General features: G+C 61.9%; 1 protein-coding gene and 1 pseudogene. Both read left to right on the top strand.

Annotated features, from left to right (window positions below; genetic code table 11):
* Positions 1 to 115: 115 nt before the first annotated feature.
* Entirely contained in the window at positions 116 to 1,615 is a 1,500-nt protein-coding gene (istA, locus tag EC839_RS24050; protein ID WP_112292652.1) for an IS21-like element ISPst3 family transposase, read from the top strand.
* Positions 1,608 to 1,810: pseudogene (istB, locus tag EC839_RS24045) on the top strand (IS21-like element ISPst3 family helper ATPase IstB); the annotation flags it as partial. The gene istA and the pseudogene istB, both read left to right, overlap by 8 nt.

Here is a 1,810-nt window from a genome sequence, read left to right as displayed (position 1 = left end):
TGTTGCCGCTGACCGAAAACTGACCCAGTAGAGGCTGTTCTGCCGACTGAAAACTGACCCAGGTGTTCAACTGCTTCTGCTCAATTTTTGAGCAGGAGAACACAGGGTGATCAGTATGGAAATGATGGGCAAAATTCGCCGGATGTATTTCCGCGACAAGCTGTCGCTGCATGAGATAGCCAAGCGCACCGGGTTGGCGCGCAACACGATTCGCAAGTGGGTCAGAGCACCTGAGGCCAAGCCGCCGGTCTACCAACGCCGCGCGATCTTCAACAAACTCAGCCCTTTTCACGCCACGCTGGAGCAGGCGCTAAAAGCCGATTCGCTGCGCCCCAAGCAACAGCGGCGCAGTGCCAAGGCGCTGTTGGCGCAAATCAAAGCCGATGGTTATGACGGTGGCTACAGCCAGCTCACCGCGTTTATCCGTGCCTGGCGAGGGGGACAGGGCAAGGCGTCGCAGGCCTTTGTGCCGCTGACCTTTGCTCTTGGCGAGGCGTTTCAGTTTGACTGGAGCGAGGAAGGCTTGCTGGTCGGCGGCATTTACCGGCGTATGCAGGTGGCACATCTGAAGCTGTGTGCCAGCCGTGCGTTCTGGCTTGTGGCGTATCCGAGCCAGGGCCATGAGATGTTATTTGACGCCCATACACGCTCGTTCGGCGCCTTGGGCGGCGTGCCGCGCCGGGGCATCTACGACAACATGAAGACCGCCGTCGACAAGGTCAATAAGGGCAAAGGCCGGGCGGTGAATGCACGCTTTGCGGTGATGTGCGCGCATTACCTGTTCGATCCGGACTTCTGCAACGTCGCCGCTGGTTGGGAAAAGGGCATCGTTGAAAAGAACGTGCAAGACAGCCGCAGGCGTATCTGGCTAGACGCCCAGGACTGTCAGTTTCACTCCTTCGAGGAACTCAATGCCTGGCTGGGCCAGCGCTGCCGCGCGCTTTGGAACGAGCTGACGCACCCTCAATACAGCGGGCTGAGTGTGGCCGAAGTGCTTGAGTTGGAGCGCGCTGAACTGATGCCTGTGCCAGCGCCATTCGACGGTTACGTCGAGCGGCCTGCGCGGGTCTCCAGCACCTGCTTGGTCAGCGTCGGGCGCAACCGCTACTCGGTGCCGTGTGAGTACGCGGGTAAGTGGGTCAGCAGCCGTTTGTATCCGACGCGAATCGAGGTGGTGGCTGACGACGCGCTGATCGCCAGCCATGTCCGCTTGCTGGATCGCGACCAGGTCAGCTATGACTGGCAGCACTACCTCCCGCTGATCGAACGCAAGCCCGGTGCGCTGCGCAACGGCGCGCCCTTTGCTGATCTGCCGGCGCCGCTGCGTCAGCTTAAGCACGGTCTGGGGCGTCATGCCGGCGGTGACCGGATCATGGCGCAAGTTCTGGCTGCCGTACCGGTCGCCGGGCTCGATGCCGTGCTGGTAGCCGTTGAGCTGGTACTGGAGAGCGGCAGCCTGAGCGCCGAACACATCCTCAATGTCGTGGCGCGCCTGGCCGCGACCGAACCACCACCCAGCGTCGAAACCCACTTGTCGCTCAAGGAAGCCCCCGTCGCTAACACGGCGCGCTACGACCGCCTGCGTGGCCAGGCCGAGGAGGTCGGTCATGCGTGATTTGATGGCGGAACTCAAGGAGCTGCGCCTGCACGGCATGGCCACGGCCTGGGCGGAGTTAACTGCACAGGGTGAGTCGAACACAGCCTCGTCCAAGTGGCTGCTCGAACACCTGCTGGAACAAGAGCACACAGATCGCGCCATGCGCTCGGTGAGCCACCAGATGAACATGGCCAAGCTGCCGATGCACCGCGA

This window comes from Pseudomonas sp. JUb52 (assembly GCF_004341115.1).
Lineage (GTDB): Bacteria > Pseudomonadota > Gammaproteobacteria > Pseudomonadales > Pseudomonadaceae > Chryseomonas > Chryseomonas oryzihabitans.
The sequence above is the reverse complement of the archived record's forward strand: the minus strand, read 5'-3'. Positions and strand labels throughout refer to the sequence as shown.